The following is a 26,971-nucleotide window of genomic DNA, read 5'->3' on the forward strand; positions in this document are numbered from 1 at the left end:
GCTAGCTCCCGAGCTTCTTCTTCAGGAGCGCATTGACCACGGCCGGGTTCCCCTTCCCCTTCATCTCCTTCATGATCTGGCCGACGAAGAAGCCGGTGAGGTTCTTCTTCCCGCTCCGGTGCTTCTCCACCTCGCCCGGGCTCGCGGCGAGGATCTTGTCGACGGCGGCCTCGATCGCGCCCTCGTCGGAGACCTGCGCGAGCCCCTTCGCCTGCACCACCGCGGCGGGATCGGCGCCGGTCCGGAAGACCTCCTCGACGACCTGCTTCGCGCCGGGCCCACCGATCGTGCCCGCGTCGACGAGGCGGAGCACGGCCGCGAACCTGTCCGGGGAGAGCTTCCAGCTCGCCGGCGCCTCGCCGGTCTCGTTCGCGAGCCGCGCGATCTCGCCGGTCACCCAGTTCGCCACCTTCTTCGCCGCCTCCGGCCCCTTCCCGTACGCGGCGAGCGCGGCGTCGAACCAGCTCGCGACGGCGGCGTCGGCGACGAGGTTCTCGGCGTCGTAGGAGGACAGCGCGAGCTCCTTCTGGTAGCGCGCCGCGCGGGCGCGCGGCAGCTCCGGGAGCGTCGCGCGGATCCGCTCGACCAGGGCCGGCTCCACCATCACGGGCGGCAGGTCCGGCTCGGGGAAGTAGCGGTAGTCGTGCGCCTCCTCCTTCGAGCGCATCGACCGCGTCTCGCCGCGGTCCGGGTCGAAGAGGCGCGTCTCCTGCTCGACCTTGCCGCCCGACTCGACGAGCTCCACCTGCCGCCGCACCTCGTACTCGATCGCGGCCTTGAGGAACCGGAACGAGTTCATGTTCTTGATCTCGCACCGGGTGCCGTACTCGGAGGCGCCCTTGCGCATGATCGACACGTTCGCGTCGCAGCGCAGCGAGCCCTCCTGCATGTTCCCGTCGTTCACGCCGAGCGCCATCAGGATGGCGCGGAGCGTGCGGAGGTACTCGACGGCCTCGTCCGACGAGCGGATGTCGGGCTGCGAGACGATCTCGAGGAGCGGGACGCCGGCGCGGTTCAGGTCCACGCCCGACGAGCCGTCCGGCGAGACGTCGTGCACGTTCTTGCCGGCGTCCTCCTCCATGTGGATCCGGACGAGGCGCACGATCCGCTCGGTCCCTTCCACCGCCACGGGCACCTCGCCGCCCTCGCAGATGGGGAGCTCGTACTGCGAGACCTGGTAGCCCTTCGGCAGGTCCGGGTAGAAGTAGTTCTTCCGCGCCCAGATGCTCTTCGGCTTGATGGTGCACCCGAGCGCGAGGCCCGCCCGGATGGCCATCTCGACGACGCTGCGGTTCAGCGCAGGCAGCGCGCCCGGGAGGCCGAGGCAGACCGGGCAGACGTGCGCGTTCGGCTCGCCGCCGAACGCCGTCGTGCAGGTACAGAAGATCTTGCTCCGGGTGAGGAGCTGGGCGTGGACCTCGAGCCCGATGACCACCTGGAAGTCGGAGACCGCCATCTAGCGCACCATCCTGCGGACGGCCGGGCGGCCGTCCTCCGCCCCCGCCGGTCGCATGCTCTCCCAGCGCTGGTCGCTCGGGAAGAGCAGCACGAGCGCGAGGAGGTCCACCCCGAAGATCCCGATGAGCCGCGCGTCGTCCGTGAGGAGATAGGCGACGAGCGGGAAGATCGCCGCGGCCTCGGCGAGCGCCCACGCGAAGAGCAGGCGCGTGAACGCCACCGCCTCGGGGTCGGACGAGGCCTTGGCGCCGACGCGCGGCGCGAGGAGCCACGCGAGGGCGAGGTCGAGGACCGACGCCCCGATGGCGATCCAGAAGAAGAGCGGCGCGACCGCGGGGCTCGCGCGATCCACGCCGCCGACCGCGAGCACCACGACGAGGAACGCGAGCGGGAGCACGATGAGCGCGCTCCAGACCACGAGCGCGGCGCGGCGCGCGTAGGGCAGCGGGGCCACCGCGCTAGACCCCCGCCGGCGCCGGCAGCGCCGGGAGCTCGCGCTCGAGCGCGCGCGCGGCGCGGAACAGCGTCGCCTCGTCGAAGGGGCGACCGAGGAGCTGCAGCCCCACCGGCAGGCCGCTCGCGCCCTCGAGGCCACACGGGACCGAGAGGCCCGGGAGCGCGGCGAGGTTGCAGGTGATGGTGAAGATGTCGGCGAGGTACATCTTCAGCGGATCGTCGGTCCGCTCGCCCAGCCTGAACGCGACGGAGGGCGTGACCGGACCGGCCACCACGTCGCAGCGCTCGAAGGCCGCGTCGAAGTCGCGCCGGATGAGGGTGCGGACCTTCTGCGCGCGCAGGTAGTACGCGTCGTAGTAGCCCGACGAGAGCGCGTACGTGCCGAGCATGATCCGCCGCTTCGGCTCCGGCCCGAAGCCGCGCTCGCGGGTCTCGGCGTACATCTCCTTGAGGCCGCGGGCGTCCCCGGCGCGGAGGCCGAAGCGCACGCCGTCGTAGCGGGCGAGGTTCGAGGACGCCTCGGCGGGCGCGATGAGGTAGTAGGCGCCGATGCCGTACTTGGAGTGCGGGAGGGAGATCTCGACGAGCCGCGCGCCGAGCCGCTCGTACGCGGCGAGGGCCGCCCGGACCGCGTCGGCGACGCCGGCGTCGAGACCGCTCCCGTCGAGCCACTCCTTCGGCACGCCGATGCGGAGCCCCTTCGCGCCGCCCTCGAGGGCCGCGAGGTAGTCGTCCACCGGCCGGGTCGAGGAGGTCATGTCGCGCGGGTCGTGCCCGGCGATGGTGCGGAGGAGGAGCGCGGCGTCGCCGACGTTCCGCGCCAGCGGTCCCACCTGGTCGAGCGACGAGGCGAACGCGATGACGCCGTAGCGCGACACGCGGCCGTAGGTCGGCTTCACGCCCACGACGCCGCAGAAGGCGGCGGGCTCGCGGATCGAGCCGCCCGTGTCGGTGCCGAGCGTGCCGTGGACCTGGAACGCGGCGACCGCGGCGGCGCTGCCGCCGGAGGAGCCGCCCGGCGTGCGCGCGAGGTCCCAGGGGTTGTGGCACGGCTTGTACGCGCTGTTCTCGTTGGACGAGCCCATCGCGAACTCGTCCATGTTGAGCTTCCCGACGAGCACCGCGCCCGCGGCCTCGAGCCGCTCGACGACCGTCGCGTCGTACGGCGGGATCCAGCCCTCGAGGATGCGCGAGCCGGCGGTGGTCGGGACGCCCTTCGTGACGAAGATGTCCTTCACCGCCACCGGGACGCCGTCGAGGGGCGACCGGCGCTCGCCACGCGCCGCGCGGGCGTCCGCCGCGTCCGCGGCCGCGCGCGCCCGCTCGGGCGTCACGGCGAGGAACGCGCCGAGCTTCGCGTCGGTCGCCTCGATCCGGGCGAGGGCGGCGTCGACGAGGGCGCGCGCGGAGACGCGGCGCGACGCGACCGCCTCGCCGGCCTCGCGGAGCCCGAGGCGTACCAGGTCCTGCACGGGGGCGGTCACTCGATGATCCTCGGCACCTTGAAGGCGGTGCCCTCGCGCGCCGGCGCGGCGGCGAGGGCCTCGTCGGGCCCCAGCCCCGGGACCGTGACGTCGTCGCGGAGCGCCGGGATCTCGCCGGCGGCGAGCGCGTGCGTCATCGGCTCGACGCCCGTGACGTCGAGCGCCTTCAGCTGCTCGACGTGGTCGAGGATCGCCGAGAGCTGAACGGCGAACCTCTGCTCCTCGTCGGGCGTGAGCCGGAGGCGCGCGAGCGTCGCGATCCGGCGGACCTCCTCCAGCGACAGCGCCATACCTCCTCCCGTTCACCCTGAGCGTAGGGCCGCGCGAGCGGCCCGGAGTCGAAGGGCCCGTTCACCCTGAGCGTTGGGCCGCGCAGCGGCCCGGAGTCCGAAGGGCCCTACGGCTTCATCTCGGGCTTGAACCAGTTCAGGATGGCGCTCATCACGCCCTTGTGCTCGGGCCGCTCGAGGTGCTCGAGCTCGCCCTGGTCGAGGAAGATGCCGTTGCAGGAGAAGCAGACGTCGACGTCGACGCCGCGGTACTTCACCTCGTGCATCTCCATCCCGCACTTCGGGCAGCGCATCCAGTGCAGCTGCTTCAGGCGGTTCCGCTCGGCGACCTCGGTCTGCTTCTTCACCTCGAGCGCGAGCTTCCGCTTCTTCTCCGCGTCCTCGCGGACGAAGTACTCGTCCTCGGTCTGGGACGGCTTCTCGAAAGTACGATCTGGCATGGTCATCTCCTCAATTCCTCGATGGCGTTGCGCGCGACCGCCGCTTCCTCGCCGTCCGGGTGAAGGGCGAGGTACCTCTCGTAGTACTGGAGGGCCTCGGCCTTCTTTCCTCGCCCCCGATAGGTCTCGGCGAGGCCCATCAGCGCGTCGGCGTCCCCCGGTGCGGCCCGGAGCGCCGCCTGGAAGCTCGCCTCCGCGGGCGCGTACTGCTCGAGATCCAGATAGCACAAACCCCGTCCCACGAGGGCTGCGGCGTTCTCGGGCTCGGACGCGACGACGCGTCCGTACAGATCGAGCGCGCGCTCCGCCTCGCCACGCTGCCGGAGCCGCTCCGCCTGCGCGAGGAGCACCTTCGGGGCCGGCGGCGCGGCCGGCTTCGCGGGCGCCTTCACCGGCTCCGGCGCCTTCGCGGCGCTCTCCGGAACCGGCTCCGGCGCCGCCAGCGGCGGAGGCGGCGCCCCCTTCGGCTCAGGGAGGCCGCTCGGGTCGCCGCGATCGGCCGGCGGCTCCGGCGCGGCCGCGGGGGCGGCGGCGGTGGCGGCCGGCGCCGCCGCGACGCCCTCGCCGGCTGCGACGGCGGGCGTCGGGACCGAGGCGGCCGGGCCCGGCGCGGGCACGGGCTTCACCTCGAGCGTGATCGGGACGGACACGGGCGCGGGCCGCTGGCGCGGCGCGAGCACGTAGGCCAGGGCGCCGCCGGCGACCGCGATCAGCGCGACGGCGGCGACGATCCGGCCGCGCCCGGTCCCCCTCACCGCGGAGAGGTCGTCGTCGACGGGCACGTCCTCGGCGGGGAGCGGCCGCGCCGGCGCGACCGCCGGCGGCGGGATCGGCGCGGGCGGCGCCGGCCGCGCCGCCTGGGGCGGCAGCGTGAACGACGGGGGCGGGAACCCGGAGGGCGGGGGCGGCAGCCTCGCCGCCGGCGCGCCGAAGACCGCCGTCGTCGCCGCCGAGACCGGGAGCGGGGTCACCGCGGGCTGGGCCGGGTGCGCCTTCGCCCGCTCCGCCGCCTCGACCACCTGGAAGAAGCTCGCGAGCTCGGCGATGTTCCCGAGGCGCTTCCACGCGTCGGTCCCCTGCGAGATCTCGTCGTCGCGGGACACCTTCTGCTCGACGATCCACTTCTGCAGCGTCGTCAGCTCACGAAACGTGAAGACGTTCCCGTTCGCCTGCCGGACGCGCCACTCGCGCCGCTCGGGCTCGTGCGGGCGCGCCGCCGCGGACGCCGCCTCGACGTGACCCGCCGGCCGGAGCGCCGCGGCCGTCGCGGGGAGCGGCGCGCCGTCCAGCTCGTCCGGCTTCACCGGGACGGTGACGACCAGCTCCTTCTTCTTCACCCTGAAGACGTGGCCGCAGTTCGTGCACTGGACGGTGAGCCCGGACGGCGTCACCTGATCGTCGTCGAACACGTACTGGGCCCTGCAGCGCTCGCAGCGGACGTCCATGGAATTCCGGGGAAAAGGAGCCTCTTTCTGGGATTCTACGCGAGGATCCCCCCTCCCGCCGAAAAATTGACCCCCCGATTCCCGCCGATATTCTCGGCGGGCAGGCCCTCGTCCGCGCGTGCGGCTCCGTTCTTCCTCCCGAGGGCCCCGCAACCACATGGGCAAGGCCAAGTCCAACCGTCGTCTCTCCGAGAAGGAGCGGGTGAAGCGCGGCGACGAGCCCGCCGAGCCCCGGGGAAAGAAGGGCGGCGCGCCGAGGACGGGCATGGCCCGCGACGTCGGCGCGGTCGTCCTCCTCGCGCTGGCGCTCGGCTCGGGCCTCGCCCTCGCCACGTTCTCGTCGCTCGACGGCGGCCTCATCGCGAACGGGCTCCCGCCCGCGAACCTCTGCGGCCCGGTCGGCCACCGCGTCGCGTCCAGCGTCTACGGCCTGCTCGGCTTCTCCGCGCTGGTGCTGCCGTTCGGCCTCGGCACCGCGGCGTGGAGGCTCTTCCGCGGGGCGCCGCCGCGGATCACGATCGTGTCCGCCGTCGCCTACGCCGTCCTCACCCTCGCCGTCGCGACGCTCGGCCACCTCGCGCTCGCCGGCCGCGCGCCGGTCTCGTTCCCGGCGGGCGGCGCGGTGGGCGCCGCGCTCGCGGCGTGGTCCGAGGGGCTCTTCTCCGTCTGGGGGAGCGCCATCGTCGTCACCGCGACCGCGCTCGTCGCGCTCATCGTCGCCGCGGACGTGAAGCCGCAGACCATCGGCGGGGCGCTCTTCGCGGTGGGCCGCGCCGTGCTCGGGTTCCTGCACCGCGGGCTCGCCGACGCGGTGGACGAGCACCGGAGCGCGGTCGCGGAGCTGCGCGCCGAGGAGGCCGCCGAGCGCGCCCGCCGCGCCGAGGCGGAGAAGCTCGCGGAGACCGCGGAGATCGAGGCGGACGGCGACGAGGCACGCGCGGAGGCCCGCGCCGTGGCCGGCGCGCTGGCGCTCGAGGAGGTCCGCCGCGCGAGCTTCGACGATCCGGCCTGGGTGGGCGGCCTCGAGCCGGCGCCCGAGCCGGAGGCGGAGGAGGCCGAGCCGCCCCGCAGGAAGCGGAAGGCGCGCGAGCCCGACGACGCCCGGAAGGCCGCGGCGGAGCCGCCGAAGCTCGCGCCGCCGGAGGACGCCGCCGAGGAGCCCGCGGCCGCGCCGCTGCCGCTCGCGATCCCGTCGAAGCCCGAGATCATCGTCTCCCAGGCGATGCTCGATCGCGCCAAGAAGAAGAAGGAGAAGAAGGAGGCGCCGAGCTTCGCCTTCACCCAGGCCGGCGCGGTGTTCCGGCCGCCGTCGACCGACCTCCTCGACGCGCACGACGAGAAGCAGAAGGACCTCGACACCGACTCGCTCACCCGGACCGCGGAGATCATCGTCGCGACGCTGAAGCAGCACGGCATCGAGGGCGTGATCAAGCACATCCGGCCGGGGCCGGTCGTGACGCTCTACGAGTTCTCCCCGGTCGCGGGAGTGAAGCTCGCCCGCATCGAGAACCTCGACAAGGAGCTCACGATGGCGCTCAGCGCCACCCGGATCCGCATCATCGCGCCGATCCCGGGGAAGGGCGTCGTGGGCATCGAGGTGCCGAACAAGGACCGCGCGACGGTGTGGCTGAAGGACATCCTCGAGTCGGAGGCCTTCGCGGCCGCCGGCGGGTTCCTGCCGCTCGGCCTCGGCAAGAACATCGAGGGCATCCCGTACTGCGTCGATCTCCAGCGGATGCCGCACCTCCTCATCGCCGGCACCACCGGCTCCGGCAAGTCCGTGGGCCTGAACACCATGATCCTCTCGATGCTCTTCCGGCAGACGCCGGCGGAGGTCCGGATGATCATGGTCGACCCGAAAATGACGGAGCTGTCGGCCTACGAGGACATCCCGCACCTCCTCCTGCCCGTCGTCACCGATCCCCAGAAGGCGGCGCGCGCGCTCCAGTGGGCCGTCGACGAGATGGAGCGGCGGACGCAGATCCTCGCCGACACCGGGTCGAAGGACCTCAAGTCCTACAACGGGAAGGTCGAGAAGCTGCGGAGCGAGAACAAGACCTTCGAGGACAAGGACCTCGCGCACCCGCCGAAGAAGCTGGTGGTGGTCGACGTCACCGCGGGCGAGACCGAGGACGAGGCGGCCGCGCGCGCCGCCGCGGAGGCTGAAGCGGCCGCTCACCCTGAAGGTAGCGCCGCCGAAGGCGGCGCGGAGTCGAAGGGGTGGCGCCCGCTGCCCGCGGACGCGGTCGTCGCGTCACCCGAGTTCGAGGATCCCACCGCGCCGCCGCCCGACGATCCGGTCGCGGCGCGCGACGAGAAGAAGCTCCCGCAGAAGCTGCCCTACATCGTCGTCGTCATCGACGAGCTCGCGGACCTCATGATGACCGCGCCGCGCGAGGTGGAGATCTCGCTCGCCCGCCTCGCCCAGAAGGCGCGCGCGACGGGCATCCACCTCATCGTCGCGACCCAGCGCCCGTCGACCGACGTCGTGACGGGCATGATCAAGAACAACTTCCCGGCGCGCATCACCTTCCGCCTCGCCTCGCGCCACGACTCGCAGACCATCATCAACGGCCCCGGCGCGGAGACGCTGCTCGGCGACGGCGACATGCTGGTCATGACGGCGACGCAGCCCGTCACGCGCGTGCAGGGCGCGTTCGTGTCCGAGGAGGAGCTCCACCGGGTCGTCGGCTTCCTCAAGGAGCAGGGGAAGCCCGTCTACGACGAGTCGATCCTCAAGGCGCGCGAGGGCGCCGGCGACCGCGGCGGCGGGGACGACGAGGAGGATCCGGTGTACGACCAGGCGGTCGACCTCGTGTCGCGCATGGAGGAGGTCTCGGTCTCGAAGCTCCAGCGCGAGATGCGGCTCGGCTACAACAAGGCCGCGAAGATCATCGAGCGGATGGAGCGCGAGGGCATCGTGGGGCCGCCGAACGGGGTGAAGCCGCGGCAGGTCCTGATCCGCCCGGCGGGCGAGGTGTCGCCCATCCCGAACGTCTGACGGCTTCCCGCGTCCCCGGCGGACGCGCTACCCTCACGCTCCGTATGCGTCTCGCGCTCCTCCCCGCCCTCGCCGCGCTCGCCCTCGTCCTCGTCCTCACCGCCTGCGGCCGCGACCGGGAGCCGGCCACCGCCACGACGGCCGCTCCGCAGGCGCCGGCACCCGCTGCCGACGCCGGCCCCGCCCTCGATCCCGGCCGCCTCGCCCCGCACGCTCCGTCGAGGAGCACGCGGGGGCCCGCGCGCGACGCGGCCTCCGCCGCGCCGCTCTGCGGTGACCCCGGGACGGGGCCGGAGCCCGACGGCGCGCTCCTGCGCGCGTTCGTGGCGGGCCGCACGAAGGGGATCCGGGAGTGCTACGACCGGGCGCTGAAGCGCGACGCCTCGCTCCGCGGGCGCGTCGTGGTGCGCTTCACCATCGGCCGGTGCGGCGAGGTGAGCGAGCTCGAGCTCACCGGGAAGCGGCGCGGCCCCTCGGACCTCGCCGACTGCGTGACGCGCGCGGTGAAGGCGTGGCGGCTGCCGTTCCGGCCATCCGAGCCGGTCGCGGTCGAGTACCCGTTCAACTTCACCGCCGGCTGACGCGCACGGACCCGGGCGTCACCCCGGCCTCGCCGCGCTCGCCTCGCCCGCCTCCGCCGCGCGCCGGCCCGCCTCGACGTCCACCCGGAGGAGCAGCGCCGCGCCGACCGCGAAGAACGCGATCACGGACAGGATCGCGCCGCGGGAGGAGCCCGTGAGCGCGATGGTGACGGCGTAGATGCCTGGACCGAAGATCCCGGCGACCTTCTCCACCACCGCGAAGAACCCGAAGAACTCGCCCGAGAGCCGGCGCGGCACGAGGCTCGCGAACAGCGAGCGCGAGAGCGCCTGCGTCCCGCCCTGGACGATCCCGACCAGGATCGCGAGCGCAAAGAAGTGCACCGCGGTGGTGGTGAAGTACCCGAGCACCGCCACGGCGGTGTAGACGACGAGGCCACCCGTGACCGCGCGCTTCGCGCCGACGCGGTGGGCCACCATCCCGAACAGGAACGCGAACGGGATCCCGATGAACTGCACGAGCAGGATCGCCGCGATGAGCGCGCCGCTCGGGAGCCCGAGCTCGGTCCCGTAGATCGTCGCCATCCGGATGATGGTGCCGATGCCGTCGTTGTAGACGAGGAAGGCGAGGAGCATCAGCGCGGCCTGCGGGTAGGCGCGGAGCGTGCGCGCGGTGCGCGCGAGGCGCGAGAAGGCGAGCCGGAGCACCGGCGCGCCGTCGCCCTCCGCGGCTGCGGCGGGCTCCCGCACGCGCCGGAGGAGCGGGATGGTGAACACGGCCCACCAGATCGCCACCGACAGGAACGAGAGGCGGGTCGGGAGCGTCGCCTGCGCGCTCGAGAGGCCGGGCCCGTGCGGCAGCCCGAACCACGCCGGCCGGAGGATCGCGAGGAGCTGCACGGCGAGCAGCGCGCCGCCGCCGAGGTACCCGACGGCGTAGCCCGCCGACGAGACGCGGTCGAGCTCGTCCTCCCGCGCGACGTGCGGGAGGAGCGCGTCGTAGAAGACGAAGCTGCCCATCAGGCCGACGTTCACGACGACGAGCAGCGCCGCGCCGAGGAGCCAGTCGCCCTTGCCGACGAGGGCCATCGCGGCGGTGCCGGCGATCCCGACGGCCGCAAAGGCCGAAAGCAGCGGCTTCTTCCACGGGCGCAGGTCGGCGACGGTGCCGAGGAGCGGCGCGAGCGCCGCGACGACGACGAGCGCGATCGTGGTCGCGACCGCGTAGCGCTCCGTGGTGAGTGCAGGTGGGAGATCCGCGCCTGCGACCGCACCGAAGTAGACGGGGAAGATCGCGGTGACGATGGACGTTACCGCTGCCGAGTTGGCGCAGTCATAGAGTGCCCACGCCCGCAGCTCGGGCCTGCCGAGGCCGAGCCGGTCGAGCCATCCGGCCGGGGACGCCTGCGGGCCGGAGGTCTCGGCGGGTCGCATGTGGGCGACCCTAGGCGGTCGCCGGGCGCCGCGCAACGCGCTCCGCGGCGTCCCCGACCCGACCGTCGGCCGGGTCGTCCCCCGGTCGGGCACCTGGCCGCGGCTGGTGCCGCCCCCGCGACCGGTGCTAAAGGGTTCGGCCGTTCACGAACGTCGTCGTCACTGGAGGTCTCTGGTCATGAAGAATCGCCGCTCCGTCCGCCTCACCGCCGCCGCCGCGCTGGCGGCCTTCCTCGTCGTCGGCTGCGAGACCGCCGGCAAGCGCACCGCCATCGGCGCGGGCGCGGGCGGCCTCCTCGGCGCCGGCGTCGGCGCCCTCGCAGGCGGCAAGAAGGGCGCGCTCATCGGCGCGGGCGTCGGCGCCCTCGCCGGCGGCTCCGTCGGCCTCTACCTCGACAAGCAGCACAAGGAGCTCGAGAAGATCGCCGAGACGAAGCGCACCGACAACGGCCTCATCGTCCAGCTGAAGGGCGACATCCTGTTCGACACCGGGAGCGCCGCCTTGAAGCCCGAGGCGATCGAGCAGCTGACCCAGCTCGGCGACGTCATCGCCAAGTACTCGGACGACCGCGTGCGGATCGAGGGTTACACGGACTCGACCGGCTCGAACAAGACGAACGAGGAGCTGTCGCTCCGCCGCGCGGACTCCGTGAAGTCGCTCCTCGTCGGCCGCGGCGTCCAGGAGAAGCAGATCACGGCGCTCGGGATGGGCGAGGTCCGGCCGGTCGCCGACAACGGCACCGCCGACGGTCGCGCCAAGAACCGCCGCGTCGAGCTGCACATCGACGTGCCGAACGCGACGTAGCGGCGCGAGGAAGTCACCGGCGGCGGGCGTGCTCGACGAGCGCGCCCGCCGTCTTCGTTCACACCTTCATCTTCTTCTCTTCCCCGCGCACGAGCCGCCGGATGTTCTCGCGGTGGCGGAGGAAGATGAGCGCCCCGATGGCGACGCCGGCCCAGGAGATGGGGCTCGCGGCGCCGTTGACGAAGAACCCGCCCACGACGCAGGCGGTGGTGCCGAGGAGCGATCCCACCGACGAGATGCGCGTCGCGAGGTAGGCGACGAGGTACGCGACGAGGCCGGCGAGCGCGGCCCACGGCGCGAGCACCGCGAAGATGCCGAGCCCGGTCGCGACGCCCTTGCCGCCCTTGAACCCGAGCCAGACCGGGAACAGGTGCCCGGCGAACGCGGCGATCGCGACCGCCATCACCCAGAGCTCGGCGTGCGGCGCGCCGGCGAGCAGCCGCTGCGCGAGCACGATGGGGAGCATCGCCTTCGCCGCGTCGAGGATCACGACCGCGACGCCCATCCCCTTCCCGCCGGCGCGGGCGACGTTGGTCGCGCCGATGTTGCCCGACCCGACCGTCCGGACGTCGACGCCGAGGAAGAGCTTCCCGAGCACGACGCCGTAGGGCACGGAGCCGGACAGGTAGCCGAGGAGGACCAGGGCGGCCCCGAGAGCGGTCCCGCTCATGCCCCGCTCCCGCGCGCCACGAGCCACGCCCAGTTCGCGAGGAGGAGGGCGATGCCGACGGCGGTGGCGCCGCGCCAGGCCCGCGCCGCCGGGACCGGGAGCGGCCACCCGGCGGCCGCGCGGACGAGATCGATCGCGGCGTAGGCCCACGCGGCGGCGGCGAGCGCGGCGCCGAGCGGGCTCGCGGAGACGGCCGCGGCGAGGTCGCCGTGCGCGAGCGCGACGAACGCGTGCGTCATCCCGCAGGTGGCGCACGGGATGCCCGCGAGCGCCTTCAGCGGGCAGACGTAGCCGAGGGAGAGCACCGGCGCGAACCGCGCGACGAGGAAGGACAGCGCGCCGATCACGGCGAACACCTCGGGGTGCCCGAAGCGCTCGGTGCGCCGGAGCGTCACGAGCGCGGTCACAGGTTCACCTGCTGGGTCTTGTGGGCGGCGTCGCGGAGCACCGCGCCGAACCCGAGCCCGAACGCCGCGCAGCAGCAGACACACAGGAGGATCGCCGGCGCGAACACCGCCGCCGCCGACTTGCCGGGCCCGCAGCGCTGCGTCTGCCCGAGCCCGATGACGAGCACGACGAGGTACCACACGGCCGCGATCAGGCTCCCGCACCCCGGCACCGCGAGCAGGAGGTAGAGGCCGTACGCGTACCCGACCGCGGTGAGCGTCGCGTCGAACCCGCGCGCCGCGCCCTTGAACAGCATGAGGAGCAGGTGGACGATCGCGGCGGAGAGGTAGATGCCGATGAGCGCCATCACCGGCGACAGGACGACCGAGGCGAGCACGGCGGGCCCCGCGAACATGCCGAGGACCTTCCGCGCCATCTCCGCCGCCTCGGGCGGGAGGTCGTGCATCGCGCGCTCGGCCGCGACGAGCGTCTGCTGCCCGGTCACGTAGCTGTAGACGCCCTGGACCGCGTTGCCGAACGAGTACGCGATCACCCCGAAGAGGACCGCGCTCCCGGACTGGTCGATGCGAACGCGGCGGAAGAAGCGCTGGGGATCGGTCGCGGCGAGCTTCCAGGTCTCGAAGAACGCGGAGAAGAGGCCGCGGGTCTGCCGCTCCGCGAACGGCGCGGGCAGCTCGGGCTCGAACGGGCCGGGCCCTCCGGGGCCGCCGGGGGGCGGGCCCCAGCCGCCGCCGGGAGGCGGGGGCGGGAACCCCGTGCCGCCGGGGCCGCCGTAGCCGAACCCGCCGGGCGGGCCGTAGCCGCCGGGCGGAGGCGGAGGGGGCGGGGGGAGCTCGCCCGGGGGCGGCTGGGCGCCCGCGCCGGGCGGCGGCGGCTCTCCGGGGGCGGGCGGCGCACCGGCGCCGGGGGCCGGCGGAGGCCGCGGGGCGTTGGGATCGGCGAGGTCGAGCTCCGAGCCGCAGTGCGGGCAGAACTGCCGGCCGAAGCGATCCGTCGTGAACGTGCCCTGGCAGCGGGCGCAGCGAGCGAGCATGGCGCGGAAGCTTACCGCGCCCCCGCCCCGCCGCGCCGCCGGAAAAGCCGGGCTACTCGCGGAGCGCGCGGACCTCGTCCACGTTCACCGCGCCGCGCGACCGGTAGATCGCGATGACGACCGCGAGGCCGACCGCGGCTTCGGCCGCCGCGACGGCGATGACGAAGAACGCGATGACGTGGCCGCTGATGTTGCCCGTCTGCCGGGCGAACGCGAGGAACGTGAGGTTCGCCGCGTTGAGCATCAGCTCGACGCTCATCATGACGATGAGGGCGTTGCGCTTCGTGAGGACGCCGACGAGGCCGATGCCGAAGAGGATCGCGGCGAGCCAGAGGTAGTACTGGACGCTCATGTCAGATCCGCTCCTTCGCGACGACGACGGCGCCCACGATGGCGGCGAGGAGGAGGATGCTCGTCACCTCGAACGGCAGGAGGTACTGCGTGAAGAGCACCTTCCCGACCGCCTTCACGGTGCCGAACTCGGGCGAGAGCACCGCGGGGGCACCCCCGTTCACGTCGGCGATCGCGGACGCGATCACCGCGACGAGCATCACCACGCCCAGGGCGCCGATGATCTGGATCGCCCGGTGCTGCTCCTTCATCACCACGTGCTCGTCGAGCGAGAGCAGCATGATGACGAAGAGGAACAGCACCATCACCGCGCCCGCGTACACCAGGATCTGCATGAACGCGACGAGGTGGGCGACGAGGAGGATGTAGATCCCCGCCATGAAGAAGAACGCCGCGACGAGGTTCATCGCCGCGTAGACGGGGTTCCGCGACACCACGACGCCGCACGCCGTGACCACGAGCGGGACGGCGAAGATCCAGAAGATGACCTGCTCGGCCGTGACGCTCATCGGCCCTCCTAGTAGGTGATCGCCCCGACGCGGGCGGCGCGGGAGGACTGGTCGAGGCCCCAGCCGTGGTCGCCGTGCGGGCAGCGGCGCTCCTCCACGTGCTGCAGGAACTCGTGCTTGAACTTCTTGAGGAAGGACTGGACCGGCATCGCCGCGGCGTCGCCGAGCGCGCAGATGGTCTGGCCGGCGATGTTCCCGGCGACCTGCTCGAGCTTCGCCACGTCCGCCGCGGTCGCGTGCCCGTGCTCGATCTTCTCGACGATGCCCTCCATCCAGGAGGTGCCCTCGCGACAGGGCGTGCACTGGCCGCAGCTCTCCTCGGCGTAGAACTTCGAGATCCGGGCGAGCGCGCGCACCATGCAGGTGGACTCGTCGAACACGATGACGCCGCCCGACCCGGACATCGAGCCGGCCGCCTTCACCGCGTCGAACTCGAGCGAGATGTCGATCTCGCTCGCGGCGAGCACCGGCGCGGAGGAGCCGCCGGGGATCACGGCCTTGAGCTTCCGGCCGCCGACGATCCCGCCCGCGTCCTCCATGATGAGCTTCTTCAGGTTGTAGTGGACCGGCTTCTCGTAGACGCCCGGCCGGTTCACGTGGCCGGAGACGCCGAAGAGGCGCGTGCCGCCGGACTTGCCCACGCCGAGCGCGGCGAACGCCTCGCCGCCGTTCGCGACGATCCAGGGGACGTTCGCGATGGTCTCGACGTTGTTGATGATGGTCGGCTTGCCCCAGAGGCCCACCACCGCCGGGAACGGCGGCTTGAGGCGCGGGTAGCCCTTCTTGCCCTCGAGCGACTCGAGGAGCGCCGACTCCTCGCCGCAGATGTACGCGCCCGCGCCGCGGTGCACGCTGATCTGCAGGTCGAAGTCCTTCTTGCCGAGGAGCCGCGGGCCGATGATCCCCGCCGCGTTCGCCTCCGCGATGGCCTTCTCGAGCGCGCGGGCCTGCTTCGCGAACTCGCCGCGGATGTAGATGTACGCGAGGTGGATGTCGAGCGCGTAGCACGTGAGCGCGATGCCCTCGAGGAGCATGTGCGGGTCGTGCTCGATGATGTAGCGGTCCTTGAACGTGCCGGGCTCGGACTCGTCGGCGTTCACCGTGAGGTAACGCGGGCGGACGTCCTTCGGGAGGAACGTCCACTTGAGGCCGGTGGCGAAGCCGGCGCCGCCGCGGCCGCGGAGGTTCGACTTCTTCACCTCGTCGACGACGGCGGCGGGATCCATCCCGAGCGCCTTGTCGAGCGCCTGGTAGCCACCGTCCTGGCGGTAGCTCTCGAGCGTGGCGGAGTTCGGCTTCCCCCAGCGCTTCGTGAGGATGAGCGTCTCGCTCACTTGAGGCCTCCGACGATCTGATCGACCTTCTGGATGTCGAGCCGCTCGTACATCTCCTCGTCGACGAGCATCGCCGGCGCGGTGCCGCACGCGCCGAGGCACTCGACCTCGCGGAGGGTGATGCGGCCGTCGCGCGTCGTCTGGCCCTTGGGCCCCGCGTTCGCGAGCTCGAGCTTCTTCTTCAGGTACTCGAAGATCCGCTCGCCCCCGGTCAGGCAGCAGGACACGTTCGTGCAGATCTCCACGACGTGCTTCCCGGGTGGATCGTCGTGGAACATCACGTAGAAGGTCGCGACCTCCTCCGCGCGCGCCGGCGACGTGCCGAGGCGATCGGCGCAGAGCCGCTGCACCGCGGGGGAGAGGTAGCCGAACACCTCCTGGCCGATGCGGAGGGCCGGGATCATGGCGGCAGCCTTCCGATCGGGCGGGTAGCGCTTCAGCACCACCTGCAGCTCCCGATCGAAGTGCTCGACCTTCTCGCGGGGCAGTTCTTCGACCGCACCAACCGACGCTGGTTTCGTCATAAAGGTCCGAGAAGTCTGGGCGAAATCCGGGGCAGGCTAGTGAGGCAAGGTAGTATTGTCAAGGAGAAGGCCGCTCCATTTACTGCGATTTCTCGCCAGAACACGCCGGCGACCGGCGAGCGGCCGTCGCGCTATACTCTCGCCCGCCGGATGGCCGAGGGACCAGAAAAGCGCCGCGATCCTCGCGTCCCCCTCGTCCTGAGGGTGGATTATCCGGGCTCGCCCTCCGCGGTCCGCGACGCCACCGAGAACCTATCCGCCGGCGGTCTCTTCATCCGCACCGATCGCGCCCTCGCCGAGGGCGAGCGGGTCCCGCTCGTCGTGAGCTTCCCCGGCCTCCTCGATCCGCTCGAGGTCGAGGTCGAGGTGGTGCGGCGCCGGCCCGCGACGTCCGAGGGGCCGGGCGGCGTTGCGGTGAAGATCCCGTTCGACCGCATCGACGACCGGCACAAGCTCGCCCGCCTCGCCGAGACCGCGCGGACCGGCCTCGGGAAGGCGCGGCAGGGGTTCCGGGTCCTCGTCGTCGAGGACAACCCGCACGTCGTCGAGATGTACGACTACGCGCTCCGCAAGCTGAAGGCCGGCGAGGGGGGCGTGGACGTCGGGGTGGAGTTCGCCTCGAACGGCCACGAGGCGCTGCTCCGGCTCGCGACCCCGCCGAAGGTCGACCTGGTCATGGCCGACCTCTACATGCCGGTGATGGACGGCTTCACGCTGGTCGAGCGGATGCGCGGCGATCCGGCGCTCATGGAGACCCCCGTGCTCGTGATCAGCGCGGGCGGCGCCGACGCGCGGGCGCGCGCCGTCGATCTCGGCGTCGACGTCTACCTGCAGAAGCCGGTGCAGTTCGCGGACATCATCGCGACGGTGCGGACGCTCCTCAAGGTCCGGAGCTGAGGCGCGCCGCCGGCGCTCCGCGCCGCTCAGGCTCGTTTCCGCATCACCACGTGGGCGATGCCCGCCTCCTCGAAGACGTCGCCGACGGGCGCGTAGCCGTGCCGCCGGTAGAAGGCCTCGACGTAGCACTGCGCGTGGAGCTCGATCTCGGCGATCCCCTCGGCGCGGGCGTGCGCCTCGAGGGCCGCGAGCACGCGCGCCCCCACCCCGGCGCGCCGGTACGCGGCGTCCACCGCCATCCGGCCGATCCGCCCGGTGCCGTCCGGCTGGCGAACGAGCCGGCCGGTCCCGACGCACCGGGCGCCGTCGAGGGCGACCGCGTGGAACGCGGCGTCGTCCTGCGCGTCGCGCTCGAGCTCGACCGGCACCTTCTGCTCGACGACGAAGACGCGGTGCCGGAGCGCGTACGCCTCGGCGCGGAGCGCGGCGGTATCCGCGGCCACGACGGTGATCGGCATCTTCGACCTCCCGTGAAACGACGGACGCCCGCCGGGAACCCGGCGGGCGTCGCGTTGCGGTAGGGCCCGTGCGCGGGCCCGCGGCGGACCGAAGGACTACTTCTTCGCCTTCTTGTTGAAGATGTCCTTCAGCGCCTTCGCCGGCGTGAGCTTGATCGCGGTGCGGGCCGGGATCTTGATCTGCTCGCCGGTCGCCGGGTTGCGGCCGATGCGGGCCTTGCGGTCGACGAGCTTCACCGCGCCGAGACCGCCGAGCGGGATCTTCCCCTCGGCCTTGAGGCGCTTCGTCACGACCTCCTCGACCGCCTGGAACACCGCCCGAACCTGCGCCTTGGAGACCTGCGAACCCTCGGCCACCGCCTGGAAGAACTGAGCCTGCGTCATGTAGGGGATCCCTCCTGTCGCCTCGCCGCGGGAGTGTGAAGCGGCGTCGGTCCGAGCAGATATCGCTTCCGGATCACGGCGTCAACTTCATCGCTGCACGGATCGCCTGAAAAATGGGCCTCCCGTGACACCCACCTCCGGGAATGCCCGGAAAAAGGGCGTTCGGACTCGCACTGCGAGTTCACTTGAGGGCTGCGACGATCTCGAACGCGATGAGGGCGATGACGGCGAGCTCCATGAGCTCGGCGCGGCTCGTGTCGGCCGAGTCGCCGATGAGGTCGTTCACCTCGGCGACGAGCCGCTGCTTCCGGAGGACCGTCTCCTGCCAGGCGGGGAGCCGGAAGCGCCGGACCGCCGCCTGGTAGAGGCGGGCGAGGTAGAAGTCGCCCACGATTTTCACCGCATTTTCCAGCCTTTCGATCATCTCGGAGATCTCGAGGAGGAGCGCCGCGGTGCTGCGCTGCAGCTTCCGGTACTTGCGGGTGAAGATGTTCGCGAGGGGCGTGCCGCCGGTCTCGATGTCGTCGTAGATGCGGTGCAGCGCGCGGTCCAGGAGGGCGTCGTAGTAGCGCAGCTCGAGGAGGTGGGCGGTCGCGAACTCGAGCAGGTCGGGGATGTCCTCCACGCCGGACGGCTCGGAGACGAAGGCGCTGTTCCAGTGCACCACCGCGAGGTCGTCCTCGAGGTAGGAGAAGTGGTGCGAAAGGACGTCCTGGCGCTCGGCGGCGGAGAGCGGCGTCTCGCTGGTCTCGCCGAGGAGGAGCTCCGGGACGGGCGCGCGGGCGAGCAGGTCCAGGGCGCGGAACGGGCCGCCCTCGAAGGCGCGGACGAGGAAGACCTGGTAGCTCTCGAGGCCCTCCCAGGAGTGGGGGCGCTCCAGCGCTGGCCCGAGGTCCCGGGCGATCGCCTCCACCTCGCGGCGCGCCTCGGTGTCGAGCGCCGGGGCCGGCTCCACGAAGAGCTCCTCCGCGAGGGGCACCAGCTCGGAGAGGGCCGTGCCCGGCGCGATCCGCAGCTTGTAGCGGACCGACACCACGCCGTAGTCGTACACGTGCGCGCTCGCCTCGACCTGGCGCGGCCCCGAGGCGAGGGGCAGCGCGCGCTGCCCGAGCGCCACGTGCAGGGGGGGCCGGGGGAACTCGAGCGCCGAGGCGGACTGCGCGCCGGCGAGCCGGAGCCGGGACTTCGGCGCGGAGACGACCTCCTCCGCCCGCACGAGGTCCACGGCGTCGGCGACGTCGAAGAGCCGGTAGACGAGCACGTCCCCGTCCACCACCGCAGGCACTTGCCCGTTCATCCGCGGCGGAGCTTAGCCGAGGCGTCCGGCGCCGGCCCGGGAATCCCCTGTGCGGGGACACCTGACGAGAGCCTTGCCGGCGCGCGCAGCCGCGACAATGAGTCGCAGGTCGCCCAGGGGCTCCGTTGGCCACGAACGACGTCCCGAATCCGCGCCGCGCGCCGCGCGTCCCCGTCCGCCTCCCGGTGGAGGTGCGGCACCGCTTCTCGACGTGGCGCGCGGACACCGAGGACCTCGGCCCGCGCGGCTGCCAGCTCGTGACGCCGCGCCTCGTCGCGCCGGGCCGGGACGTTAAGCTCCGCATCGACTGCGCGGTGATCGGGCGGGAGGTCCGCGTGGCCGGCACGGTCATCTGGTCGCGCCCGCAGGCGCCCTCGCGCCTCGGCGTCGCGTTCGACGCGTCGGAGACCGACCGCGCCTGGTTCGAGACGCTCCTCGAGGCGGATCCCGCCGCCGCGCGCGCCGCCCGCCGCGCGCCGGACGTCCTCGCGCGAGCGACCCGCGTCCACCTCGGTGCGCCGCCGCGACTCGTCGTGGACTTCACGGCCGACGAGGTCACGATCCTCCGCCGCATCGGCGCGGGCGTCACCGTCGACGCGCTGGTCCGCTCCTTCGGCGCGTCCTCGGAGCGGCTGCTCGGGGCGCTGTTCTCGCTCGTCGCTCGGCGGCTCGTCGTGCTCGATCCCGCGGAGGCGACCGGACCGCTCGTCTGGCGCGGCGTGCTCGAGCAGGCGGACACCGCCAACGCGGCGCAGGCCGTGCCGGACACGCCCCGGTCGTCGGCCGCGCAGCGCCTCTACGACGAGGGGCTCTCGCACCTCGCCGCGGGCCGGATCCAGCTCGCGGCGCGCCGGTTCGCCGACGCGCTCGCGGCGGCCCCGTCGGACCACGTCATCCAGGAGCAGCTGGAACGGATCGCGCGCTGGGCCTGAGCGGCGGTCACCCGCCGACGACGCGCAGCGGCGTCTGCGCGGGGCGCTTCGGGAACTCGATCAGGTACTCGCCGGAGAAGCACGCGTCGCAGAAGCCGGTCCGCTCGTCGCCGATCGCCGCGTACAGCCCCTCGAGCGAAAGGTAGCCGAGGCTGTCCGCGGTCACGTAGGTCGCGATCTCCGGGGTCGTGTGCGTGCTCGCGATGAGCTCCTGCCGCGTCGGCGTGTCGATGCCGTAGTAGCAGGGCCACGCGGTCGGCGGGGAGCTGATCCGGAGGTGGACCTCGGTCGCGCCCGCGGCGCGGATCATCTTCACGATCTTCCGGCTGGTGGTGCCGCGCACGACCGAGTCGTCCACGACGACGACGCGCTTGCCGGTGAGCACGCCCCGGAGCGCGTTCAGCTTGAGCTTCACGCCGAAGTGCCGGATCGACTGCTGCGGCTCGATGAAGGTGCGCCCGACGTAGTGGGAGCGGACGAGCCCCATCGCGAACGGGATCCCGCTCTGCTCGGCGTAGCCGATCGCCGCCGGCACGCCCGAGTCCGGGACGGGGACGACGAGGTCGGCCTCGACCGAGTGCTCCTTCGCGAGCTGCTTCCCGAAGGAGTGGCGCACCTCGTACACGCTCCGGCCGAAGAGCACCGAGTCCGGCCGCGCGAAGTAGATGTGCTCGAAGACGCAGCGGCCCAGGCGGGTGGCCGGGCGCTGCTCGGGGAACAGCCGCTCGCTGCGGACGCCGCTCGCGTCGATGACGACGATCTCGCCCGGGTGGACCTCGCGGACGTAGTCGGCCTCGATGAGGTCGAGGGCGGTCGTCTCGCTCGCGAGGACCCAGTTGCCCTTGAGGCGGCCGAGCACGAGCGGGCGGAACCCCATCGGATCGCGCACGCCGACGATCGCCTTCGGCGTCATGAACAGCATCGAGTACGCGCCGGAGACCTTCCCCAGCGCCTGCCGGATCGAGCCGAGGAGGTGCTCGACCGTGCCGGGCGCGCCGGTCGGGCGCGCGCGGGCGAGCAGGTGGACCACCACCTCGGTGTCCGTCGACGCGGTGAAGATCGACCCCTGCGACTCGAGCTCGGCGCGGAGCGCCTCGGCGTTCACGAGGTTGCCGTTGTGCGCGACGGCGATGGCGCCGCCCGCGTACTGGACCGCGAGCGGCTGCGCGTTCTTCACGTGCGAGGCGCCGGTCGTGGAGTAGCGGACGTGCCCGATCGCGGCGCCGCCCTTCAGCTTCGCGAGCACCTCGGCGTTGAAGATGTCGGCGACGAGGCCCATGTCCCGGTGGACGTGGAGGGTCTCGCCGTCGGACGCGACGATGCCGGCCGACTCCTGCCCGCGATGCTGCAGCGCGTGCAGGCCGAGATACGTGAAGTTCGCGGCTTCTTCGGAATGGCCGACGGCCCAGATCCCGAAGACGCCGCACTCGTCCTTCATCTTGTCGTAGACGGCGTCGTACCCCATGGAGCGCGGGAGTATAACGATCCACGCTTGAAAAAGCGTCCCACCCGAAAGCTCCTCCTCGTCGCCGCGCTCGTGCTCGGAATCCCGGCAGCGCTCGCCGCCCTGCTCTCGGTGCCGACCCCGCCGCGGCGCCCCGAGGCGCCCCCCCGCATGGAGGCGGTCGCGCGCGGGCGGGGCCCGCTCTCCGCCGGCGCGGCGACGCTCGACTTCGAGCTGCCCGCCGGGACGCCGATCGGCGGGTTCGCGCGGCTCTCGTACGACGCGACCGGCGTCCGCAACCGGGTGAGCGTGCGGGCGGTCGTGGTGGAGGCGGCGGGGTGCCGGGTCGCCCTCGTCTCTGCCGAGCTCCTGCTCGTCCCGGATGCGCTCGAGGAGGCCGTCCGGGCGCGGCTCGCCGACGTCCCCCTCGACGGGCTCGTGCTCGCGGCGACGCACACCCACGCCGGCCCCGGCGGGTACTGGGACGACGCCGCCGGCGAGCGGCTCGCGACGGGGCCGTTCGACCCCGCCGTCCGCGACGCCATCGCCCGCACCATCGCGACCGCGATCCGCCACGCCGCCGCCTCCGAGGGCCCGGCCCGCCTGGCGGTGGCGCGGGCGCGCGTCGAGAAGCTCGCCCGGAACCGGAACGGCGGGCCGAAGGACGCGCGCCTCGTCGTGCTCCGCCTGGAGCGGCCGGACGCGACGCCCGTCGCGGAGCTCGCGCTCTTCCCCGCCCACCCGACCACGCTCGGCAAGAGGAACCGCGCACTCTCCGGCGACTGGGGCGGACCCTTCCTGTCGGTGAACAGCCACGGCGTGCGGCTCCTCTTCCAGGGCGCGTCCGGCGACCAGTCCGTCTCGCTCCCCACCGACGGCGCGATCTCGCCGGAGCTGTTCGCGGCCGCGCTCTCGACCGAGGTCGACAAGCTGCAGTTCGGGCCGGCCGACGCCGCCCCGGCCCTCGCGTTCGCCCGGGCGCTGGTCACGCTCCCGGCGCCGGTCCCGGGCGCCGCGCCACGGCTCGTCGAGCGCGCGGCGCGGAACCTCGTGGCGGACCGCATGCCGGCGCAGGCGGCGGTGAGCGCGGTCCGGCTCGGCCCGGTGCTCCTCGTCGCGCTCCCCGGGGAGCCGACGGCGGAGGTCGGCGCCCGCCTCCGGGAGCGCGCGGGACCGGGCGCGGAGATCCTGTCCCTCGCCGACGGGTACGTCGGCTACGTCGAGGCGCCCGAGGTCATGGCCGAGGGGAAGGGCGAGACCCGGCGGACGTACTACGGCCCCGACCTGGCGCCGCGGCTGGAGCGGGCGGTCGGCGCGGTCGCCGACGCCCTCCGCGACGATCGCCGCGGGGCCGGGCCGCTCCGGACGAAGGGGGCCCTCGCGCTCCCGTCGCGCCGTCGCTAGCCGCCGCCCGGCGTCCTCGCGCGGATGGGCGGGAGCTCCTCCCAGCCCTCCGCGCGCGGCACGCTCGAGATCGCCGACACGAGCGACTCCGGCGGACGGATCAGCTTCCGCGTCTCCATCCCGAGCCAGCCGCCGTTGAGGACGATCCGGGCGACCTTCTTCCCGCCCGGACGCCAGAAGTCGTGCGCGAGCCTGAACCGGGACGCGTCCGGCGCGAGGCCGAGCTGCGTGAAGTCCACCTCGACGGTCTCGCCGAGCCGCAGCTCGTGGAGGTAGTCGATCTCCTCGCGGAGGATCACCGGCCCGAAGCCCATCTCCTCGAACTTCTCGTAGGGGAAGCCGTGGTCGGCGAGGTAGCTCATCCGCGTGTCGATGGCGTACTCGCTGTAGGCCGTGTTGCGCATGTGGCCGTTGGCGTCGGAGTCGGACCACCGGACGATGAAGATCTTGGTGTAGCGCATGGCTCCTCGGGGGCCGTGGGGCGGTAGAGGTCTCTACCGCGGAACCGGGGCCGCCGCCGTCCACCCGGTTGGGATGCGAGCCTCAGAACCGGAGCGCGAGCGTCCCTCCGGTCGCCGGGTCGACGTCGAAGGACCACCAGCCGAGCACGCCCGCGGCGCCGGCGAGGAGGACCGCCGCGCCCGCGGACACGTACATGTTCCGGGTCGCGGCGCCGCCGTCGTCGCGGAGCGCCTGGTAGCGCGCGCCGTCGGAGCCCGGCTTGAGGCTGAGATCCGGTTGGAGCATCGCCCGCGCGTCCGCGTACGACTGCGAGGCCGTGAGCCCTTGCTGCACCGCGACGCCGGCGAGGCCGACCGCGACGATCCCCACGCCGATCGCGGCCGGCCGCATCCAGGGGTGCCGCGACGTCGGGCGGCGCGGACCGAGGTCTGCGGGTGGCGGCGCGAAGGCGGTCGTGGCCGCCGGTGTCGCGAGCGTCGCGGTGAGCGGCGGGTGCGCGCCGGGAGCCGTTCCCGCTCCCGCGCCGGCGGCGAGCGGCGCGGCCGGGGATGGGGACGCGGTCGTGGCCGCGCCGGCCGTGGCCGCCAAGGTCCGGGTCGCCACGGTCGGGGTCGCGGTCGGGATCGGGGAAAGTCCTCCCTCTCCGCCCGCGCGAGCGGAGGGAGAGGGCCGGGGTGAGGGGGCCTCGCTGGAGCTCGAAGACGTGGTAGCGGCCAGCGGCCGGGTCTGGGCTGCAGCCCTGGTGGATCCGGGGGAGGCGGTGACGGGCGGCACCTGCGGCAGAGGCGTCGTCGTGACGACCGGGGGGACGCGGGACGGTGCCTCCGAGGCGACGGCGGGCGGCACGATCTCCCTCGGGCCGTCCTGCGTCCGGTCCTTCACCTCGCGCGAGTTCTGGCCGGTGAGGAGAAACGCCGCGAGCGCGCCCAGGTTCACCGACGGCACGCTCCCGGCCACCATCCGGACGCTGCCCTCGCGCAGCAGCGCGCCGCGCCGCACGTCGTACATCGAGCCGAGCAGGAACTGCGCCTGGCCCTCCTCGACCCGGCTCACCACGACGAGGCGGTCGAGGCCGAGCCACGCGCCCGCCCGGATGATCCCGTAGGCCCGCTGGGCCGGCGCGAGCGCGAGCCCGGGGCCCGCGTTCACGCGCAGCGCGTCCGCGAGCGCGAAGTCGAGGACGACCGCGCGGTCCTCGCCCTCGAGGTCGACCGGGAACGTCGGCACCCGGAGCGCGCCCGACGCGCCGCCGATCCGGTAGGTGCCCGCCGGGATCGACAGCGCGAGCGGCGTCGTCCCCATCTTGCGGCCGTTCACGAACACCGTCCCGTCGTGCCCCTCGGCCGTCACGACGAGCCGCCTCCTCGGGAGCGCGCGCACGCGGGCCTTGAGCTCCTCGAACCGGCGCCGGTACGACGGCGAGTACTGGTCCGGGTCCGGCAGGACGGTGAGGTCGGTGCGCGCGAGCTTCAGGAGCGCGGCGTCCATGTCCTTCTGCGAGCCGAGCGTCAGGGCGGCGTGCGCGAGCCTGAGGAGCGCCCGGACCCACTGCTCGTAGGCCTCGTCGCTCTCCGGGAGCATCTCGAGGTCCGCGATGATCGCCTTGAGCGTGCGGTACGCGCTCTCGAACTCGCCGCTCTGGTAGACCGCGAGCGCGCCGCCGTACGCGCGGTCGAGCTCGGACAGCGTCGCGCCGGACTCCTGCCCCAGGAGCCGCGCGCGCATCGTCGACACCTCCTCGACGCCACCCACGCGGTCCCGGCACATGGCGCGGAGCTGGTGCGCGAGCTCCGTGACGTCGGGGTCCGGACCGCCGGGCGGATCCCCGACGGCCATGACGCCCAGCCTCTCCACCGCGGCGCCCTCGCCCGCGACGAGGAGCGCGGCCACGACCGCGACGGCCCGCCCGATCACGGCGCCGTCCCCGCGTTCGACGTGTTCCGGGGGTCGTGGAACGCCTTCGGCCAGGGCGCGCTCGTGTCGAGCTGGCCGTCCACGATGACCGCGTGCAGCTTGCCGTCCGAGGTCGGGTAGTACGCCGTGCTCACGACATGGCCGGCCGGCTGCCCCGGCCTCGTGTGGATGTTCCCCGACCGGAGCTCCGCGCCGGTGCCGAGCGATCGATGCCAGATCTCCGCGCCCGAGCCGTCGAGCGCGTACAGCGTGCCCGCGCGCGTCGGCACGAGGAGCGTCGCCGAGGTGCCGGCGAGCAGCATCGGCGAGAGCACCGCCGCCCCGAGGTTCCTGGCGGGCGTCCAGAGCGCGGTCCCGTCGGAAGAGAGCCGGTGCAGCGCGCCGCTCTGGTCGCCGACGATGATGTCGCCGTTGGGGAGGATGATGGGGGAGTCGACGATGGCGTCGCTGACGGTGGCAATCGTTGATGTTCCACCGACAACCGTCGTTAGATTGATCTTCTTGTCTTGAGATCCCGTGATGACGTTGCCGCTGCGGTCGAGCGCAATGGCCGCACTAACATTCACGCCGACAACAGGCGAAGACGTGACCCATTGGTCCGTGAACGCTCCGTCGAAAAGGAATTCGCGAACCGTCGAATTCGCTCCCGAGGAGGCTGCGAATACTCGCCCCGCGGAATCAACTGCCGGGCCCACCACATACGCGCTAGTGGCACCCGACCGAGCGGTGTCGAGACCGGTGCTCGCCGCCGCCAACCGCCCGCTCGCCGACGCAACGAACCCCCACTCCTTCGTTGCCTCGGTGAACACCGCCACCGACCCCCGGATCGCCCCCTCCGAGTTGACGGCGACACCGGCGAGCGCGCCGCTCCCGTCGAGCGCCAGCCCGCGGAGCCAGGCGTCCTCGCTCCCCACCCAGATCGCCTTCGTTCCGATCGCCGGCGCGGCGCTGATCGCCTGTCCGCTCCCGACCGTCACCGGGTCGTGCGCCCGCGTCCCGTCGGGCTTCACGAAGTACACCTTCCCGTTGCTGCCGGCGACGACGACGGTCCCGTCGGTCATCACCGCCGCCGGCGTGAGCGCGATCGCCTGCCCCGGCTCGACCTCCGTCGTCCACCGCAGGCGCGTGACGGGGATCGCCGCGGCTGTCGTGGCGGAGGCTTCCTGCCGCGCCCCGTCGCGCGCGGTGACCGTCGCGTCGACGGTCGCCTCGAACGCCGCGACCGGTACCGTCGCGAGCGGGACGTCCGCGGTCCAGGTGTCTCCGGTCCGGGTCATCGCGACCGCCGTCGACGGGTCGAGCGTGAGGGCGACGCGGACCTCTGCGAGCTCCTCGGCGTCGGAGGCGGTCGCGGTCACCCGCAGGGTGCCGTCGCGCGGGCACTTCTCGCCGGCGGCGACGTCCAGGCAGGAGACGGCCACGCCCGACACGACCGGCGGGTGCGAGTCCGGCCAGCACCGCTGCTCGCCCTGGGCCGACGCGCAGTACTCGCCTGCGGGGCAGTCGGCGCTCGTCGCGCACGTCGGGGGATCCTTCACGGTCCCGCAGCCCATCACCAGGACCCACACTCCGGTCATCCAGCGCTTCATGTCTTCCCC

Annotated in this window: 27 protein-coding genes; 6 read left to right on the top strand and 21 right to left on the bottom strand. The window is 73.1% G+C overall.

Annotated elements, in window-relative coordinates:
- Nucleotide 1 precedes the first annotated feature (1 nt).
- The 6 genes from gatB to AMOR_RS11630 form a co-directional block, all read right to left on the bottom strand.
- A complete protein-coding gene (gene gatB / locus AMOR_RS11605) occupies nt 2–1,456 on the bottom strand; it encodes an Asp-tRNA(Asn)/Glu-tRNA(Gln) amidotransferase subunit GatB (protein ID WP_248361203.1) in 1,455 nt (484 codons plus the stop codon).
- Nucleotides 1,457–1,912 (bottom strand): hypothetical protein, encoded by a 456-nt coding sequence (locus AMOR_RS11610; RefSeq protein ID WP_248361205.1) that lies wholly within the window; start codon nt 1,910–1,912, stop codon nt 1,457–1,459.
- 4 nt (nt 1,913–1,916) lie between these two features.
- Nucleotides 1,917–3,398, bottom strand: a complete 1,482-nt coding sequence (gene gatA / locus AMOR_RS11615; RefSeq protein ID WP_248361207.1) for an Asp-tRNA(Asn)/Glu-tRNA(Gln) amidotransferase subunit GatA — start codon at nt 3,396–3,398, stop codon at nt 1,917–1,919.
- Complete coding sequence (gene gatC, locus AMOR_RS11620) at nt 3,395–3,688, bottom strand: Asp-tRNA(Asn)/Glu-tRNA(Gln) amidotransferase subunit GatC (protein WP_248361209.1); 294 nt, start codon at nt 3,686–3,688, stop codon at nt 3,395–3,397. The genes gatA and gatC overlap by 4 nt, the downstream gene beginning before the upstream one ends.
- A gap of 107 nt (nt 3,689–3,795) precedes the next feature.
- The gene (locus tag AMOR_RS11625) at nt 3,796–4,128 is read right to left on the bottom strand and encodes a TFIIB-type zinc ribbon-containing protein (RefSeq protein WP_248361211.1); all 333 of its coding nucleotides are present in this window, start codon (nt 4,126–4,128) and stop codon (nt 3,796–3,798) included.
- Between the two features lie 2 nt (nt 4,129–4,130).
- Entirely contained in the window at nt 4,131–5,573 is a 1,443-nt protein-coding gene (locus AMOR_RS11630) for a tetratricopeptide repeat protein (RefSeq protein WP_248361213.1), read from the bottom strand.
- 157 nt (nt 5,574–5,730) lie between these two features.
- Here AMOR_RS11630 and AMOR_RS11635 point away from each other — a divergent pair, with 157 nt between their 5' ends.
- Both AMOR_RS11635 and AMOR_RS11640 read left to right on the top strand, forming a co-directional pair.
- Nucleotides 5,731–8,574, top strand: coding sequence for an FtsK/SpoIIIE family DNA translocase (locus tag AMOR_RS11635; protein ID WP_248361215.1), 2,844 nt, complete (start codon nt 5,731–5,733; stop codon nt 8,572–8,574).
- Nucleotides 8,575–8,618: 44 nt separating this feature from the next.
- The gene (locus AMOR_RS11640) at nt 8,619–9,155 is read left to right on the top strand and encodes an AgmX/PglI C-terminal domain-containing protein (protein ID WP_248361217.1); all 537 of its coding nucleotides are present in this window, start codon (nt 8,619–8,621) and stop codon (nt 9,153–9,155) included.
- A gap of 18 nt (nt 9,156–9,173) precedes the next feature.
- Here AMOR_RS11640 and AMOR_RS11645 read toward each other — a convergent pair whose 3' ends face one another.
- Entirely contained in the window at nt 9,174–10,547 is a 1,374-nt protein-coding gene (locus AMOR_RS11645) for an MFS transporter (protein WP_248361219.1), read from the bottom strand.
- Nucleotides 10,548–10,725: 178 nt separating this feature from the next.
- On the opposite strand from AMOR_RS11645, the gene AMOR_RS11650 reads away from it, so the two are divergent.
- Nucleotides 10,726–11,352, top strand: coding sequence for an OmpA family protein (locus AMOR_RS11650; protein WP_248361221.1), 627 nt, complete (start codon nt 10,726–10,728; stop codon nt 11,350–11,352).
- A gap of 58 nt (nt 11,353–11,410) precedes the next feature.
- On the opposite strand, the gene plsY is transcribed toward AMOR_RS11650, so the two are convergent.
- From plsY to AMOR_RS11685, 7 genes are read right to left on the bottom strand one after another with little or no spacing between them, the layout of a single operon-like run.
- Entirely contained in the window at nt 11,411–12,022 is a 612-nt protein-coding gene (gene plsY, locus AMOR_RS11655; RefSeq protein ID WP_248361223.1) for a glycerol-3-phosphate 1-O-acyltransferase PlsY, read from the bottom strand.
- Entirely contained in the window at nt 12,019–12,429 is a 411-nt protein-coding gene (locus tag AMOR_RS11660) for a DUF2752 domain-containing protein (protein WP_248361225.1), read from the bottom strand. The genes plsY and AMOR_RS11660 overlap by 4 nt, the downstream gene beginning before the upstream one ends.
- On the bottom strand, nt 12,426–13,463 hold the full coding sequence (locus tag AMOR_RS11665) for a YIP1 family protein (RefSeq protein WP_248361227.1): 1,038 nt from the start codon (nt 13,461–13,463) through the stop codon (nt 12,426–12,428). The genes AMOR_RS11660 and AMOR_RS11665 overlap by 4 nt, the downstream gene beginning before the upstream one ends.
- A gap of 52 nt (nt 13,464–13,515) precedes the next feature.
- Nucleotides 13,516–13,815: an NADH-quinone oxidoreductase subunit NuoK gene (gene nuoK, locus AMOR_RS11670; RefSeq protein WP_248361229.1), complete on the bottom strand. Its 300-nt coding sequence runs from the start codon at nt 13,813–13,815 to the stop codon at nt 13,516–13,518.
- A gap of 1 nt (nt 13,816) precedes the next feature.
- Nucleotides 13,817–14,323: an NADH-quinone oxidoreductase subunit J gene (locus AMOR_RS11675; RefSeq protein WP_248361231.1), complete on the bottom strand. Its 507-nt coding sequence runs from the start codon at nt 14,321–14,323 to the stop codon at nt 13,817–13,819.
- Between the two features lie 8 nt (nt 14,324–14,331).
- Nucleotides 14,332–15,657 (bottom strand): NADH-quinone oxidoreductase subunit NuoF, encoded by a 1,326-nt coding sequence (gene nuoF / locus AMOR_RS11680; protein ID WP_248361233.1) that lies wholly within the window; start codon nt 15,655–15,657, stop codon nt 14,332–14,334.
- Entirely contained in the window at nt 15,654–16,181 is a 528-nt protein-coding gene (locus AMOR_RS11685) for a complex I 24 kDa subunit family protein (RefSeq protein WP_248361235.1), read from the bottom strand. Before AMOR_RS11685 ends, nuoF begins: the two co-directional genes overlap by 4 nt.
- Nucleotides 16,182–16,331: 150 nt before the next feature.
- Between AMOR_RS11685 and AMOR_RS11690 the strand changes: the two genes are divergently transcribed.
- A complete protein-coding gene (locus AMOR_RS11690) occupies nt 16,332–17,078 on the top strand; it encodes a response regulator (protein ID WP_248361237.1) in 747 nt (248 codons plus the stop codon).
- 26 nt (nt 17,079–17,104) lie between these two features.
- Here the strand turns inward: AMOR_RS11690 and AMOR_RS11695 are convergent, their stop codons facing one another.
- The 3 genes from AMOR_RS11695 to AMOR_RS11705 form a co-directional block, all read right to left on the bottom strand.
- Entirely contained in the window at nt 17,105–17,536 is a 432-nt protein-coding gene (locus AMOR_RS11695) for a GNAT family N-acetyltransferase (protein ID WP_248361239.1), read from the bottom strand.
- Nucleotides 17,537–17,632: 96 nt separating this feature from the next.
- The gene (locus AMOR_RS11700) at nt 17,633–17,920 is read right to left on the bottom strand and encodes an HU family DNA-binding protein (protein ID WP_242395285.1); all 288 of its coding nucleotides are present in this window, start codon (nt 17,918–17,920) and stop codon (nt 17,633–17,635) included.
- A 181-nt stretch (nt 17,921–18,101) separates the two neighbouring features.
- Nucleotides 18,102–19,217 (bottom strand): RMD1 family protein, encoded by a 1,116-nt coding sequence (locus AMOR_RS11705; protein ID WP_248361241.1) that lies wholly within the window; start codon nt 19,215–19,217, stop codon nt 18,102–18,104.
- A gap of 125 nt (nt 19,218–19,342) precedes the next feature.
- Between AMOR_RS11705 and AMOR_RS11710 the strand changes: the two genes are divergently transcribed.
- Complete coding sequence (locus AMOR_RS11710; RefSeq protein WP_248361243.1) at nt 19,343–20,149, top strand: PilZ domain-containing protein; 807 nt, start codon at nt 19,343–19,345, stop codon at nt 20,147–20,149.
- Between the two features lie 7 nt (nt 20,150–20,156).
- Here AMOR_RS11710 and purF read toward each other — a convergent pair whose 3' ends face one another.
- Nucleotides 20,157–21,614 (bottom strand): amidophosphoribosyltransferase, encoded by a 1,458-nt coding sequence (gene purF, locus AMOR_RS11715; RefSeq protein WP_248361245.1) that lies wholly within the window; start codon nt 21,612–21,614, stop codon nt 20,157–20,159.
- Nucleotides 21,615–21,641: 27 nt separating this feature from the next.
- On the opposite strand from purF, the gene AMOR_RS11720 reads away from it, so the two are divergent.
- Nucleotides 21,642–22,997 (top strand): neutral/alkaline non-lysosomal ceramidase N-terminal domain-containing protein, encoded by a 1,356-nt coding sequence (locus AMOR_RS11720; RefSeq protein ID WP_248361247.1) that lies wholly within the window; start codon nt 21,642–21,644, stop codon nt 22,995–22,997.
- Here the strand turns inward: AMOR_RS11720 and AMOR_RS11725 are convergent.
- The 3 genes from AMOR_RS11725 to AMOR_RS11735 all read right to left on the bottom strand — a co-directional run bounded on the left by AMOR_RS11725 (nt 22,994) and on the right by AMOR_RS11735 (nt 26,962).
- Nucleotides 22,994–23,458 (bottom strand): acyl-CoA thioesterase, encoded by a 465-nt coding sequence (locus AMOR_RS11725; RefSeq protein ID WP_248361249.1) that lies wholly within the window; start codon nt 23,456–23,458, stop codon nt 22,994–22,996. The two genes, AMOR_RS11720 and AMOR_RS11725, sit on opposite strands and share 4 nt — an antisense overlap.
- Nucleotides 23,459–23,540: 82 nt before the next feature.
- Nucleotides 23,541–25,373, bottom strand: a complete 1,833-nt coding sequence (locus AMOR_RS11730) for a PEGA domain-containing protein (protein WP_248361251.1) — start codon at nt 25,371–25,373, stop codon at nt 23,541–23,543.
- Nucleotides 25,370–26,962, bottom strand: coding sequence for an NHL repeat-containing protein (locus tag AMOR_RS11735; RefSeq protein ID WP_248361253.1), 1,593 nt, complete (start codon nt 26,960–26,962; stop codon nt 25,370–25,372). Before AMOR_RS11735 ends, AMOR_RS11730 begins: the two co-directional genes overlap by 4 nt.
- Between the last annotated feature and the right edge of the window lie 9 nt (nt 26,963–26,971).

The organism is Anaeromyxobacter oryzae (genome assembly GCF_023169945.1).
GTDB lineage: Bacteria > Myxococcota > Myxococcia > Myxococcales > Anaeromyxobacteraceae > Anaeromyxobacter > Anaeromyxobacter oryzae.